Here is a 1445-nt window from a genome sequence, read left to right as displayed (position 1 = left end):
CAGGGGGCCGTGGGCCGTCTCCAGCGACAAGGAGGCTACCTTGGCACAGCGGGGGGCGGCTGGCAAATCGCCGGCGCTTGCATTCGCCCCGGCCTTGGCGCCGAATGGGGAGGATGGAGAGCGAGGCCGGTGACGATCCGCGGGCCCGGGCGGCCCTGGCGTCGGCGGCGCTACTTCCGGGCCCTCGACGGCGAGGGCGGCAGCCGCGTGGTGATGGACGCCCCCGGGCAGCGCCCGGCGGTGGCGGCCTTCGTCCGCATCGCCGGGCTGCTGCACGCCGCCGGGGTCCACGCCCCCGAGGTGCTGGCCAGCGACCTCGAGCGCGGCTTCCTGCTGCTCACGGACCTGGGCCGGGAGACCTACCTCGACGCCCTGGGCGCCGGGCGGGAGCCGGGGCCGCTCTACGACGCCGCCCTGGCGAGCCTGGTGCGCTGGCAGGCGGCGACCCGCCCGGGGCGGCTGCCGGCCTACGACGAGCGGCTCCTGCACGCCGAGCTCGATCTCTTCGTCCACTGGTACCTGGGGCGCCACTGCGGGGTCGAGCCCGGCGGCGCGCAGCGGCGGCGCCTCGAGCGGCGGTTGGCGCAGATCGTCGCCCGCTGCCAGGGGCAGGCGGCGGTCTACGTCCACCGGGACTACATGCCCCGCAACCTGATGGTCGCCGCGCCGCAGCCGGGGGTGCTCGACTTCCAGGACGCGGTGCTCGGGCCGGTGAGCTACGACCCGGTCTGCCTCTTCCGGGACGCCTTCATCAGCTGGCCGCAGGGGTTCGTGCGCGACGGGCTGCAGCAGTACTGGGAGCGGGCCCGGGCGGCGGGGCTGCCGGTGCCGGCGGGCTTCGCCCGCTTCTGGGCGGACTGCCAGTGGATGGGGGTCCAGCGCCACCTGAAGGTGCTCGGCATCTTCGCGCGGCTGCGCTACCGGGACGGCAAGCCCCGCTACCTCGAGGACCGGGGGCGCTTCATCGGCTACCTGCAGGCGGCGGCGGAGGCGGAGCCCGGCCTGGAGGAGGTGGTGGGCGAGATCCTGGCGCTCGCCGGGGAGGGGGACGGTTGCGCGCCATGATCCTCGCCGCGGGCCGCGGCGAGCGGCTCCGGCCCCTGACCGACGAGCGCCCCAAGCCCCTGCTGCCGGTGGGCGGCCATCCGCTGATCGCCTGGCACCTGGCCCGGCTGGCCGCCGCCGGCGTCGAGCAGGTGGTGATCAACACCGCCTGGCTCGGCGAGCAGATCGAGGCCTACGTCGGCGACGGCAGCGCCTGGGGCGTGGCCGTCGCCTACAGCCGCGAGCCGGCGGGGGGGCTGGAGACGGGCGGCGGCATCCACCGCGCCCTGGGCCTGCTCGGCGGGGGGCCGTTCTGGGTGGTCAACGGCGATATCTGGTGCGACTTCCCCCTGGCGCGCCTGCCGCGGGAGCCGGCGGGGGCGGCGCACCTGGTGCTGGTG

General features: G+C 76.5%; 2 protein-coding genes. Both read left to right on the top strand.

Translation table 11 applies throughout. The annotated features are described in order from the left end of the window. Positions 1-129 precede the first annotated feature (129 nt). The gene (locus tag CKO13_RS12960) at positions 130-1065 is read left to right on the top strand and encodes a phosphotransferase (RefSeq protein ID WP_200261397.1); all 936 of its coding nucleotides are present in this window, start codon (positions 130-132) and stop codon (positions 1063-1065) included. After that, the coding region (locus CKO13_RS12175; protein WP_200261399.1) for a nucleotidyltransferase family protein at positions 1062-1445 on the top strand (384 nt) is incomplete at its 3' end. The genes CKO13_RS12960 and CKO13_RS12175, both read left to right, overlap by 4 nt.

Origin of the sequence: Halorhodospira neutriphila, assembly GCF_016584055.1 — a bacterium.
Classification (GTDB): Bacteria; Pseudomonadota; Gammaproteobacteria; order Nitrococcales; family Halorhodospiraceae; genus Halorhodospira; species Halorhodospira neutriphila.
The sequence above is the reverse complement of the archived record's forward strand: the minus strand, read 5'-3'. Positions and strand labels throughout refer to the sequence as shown.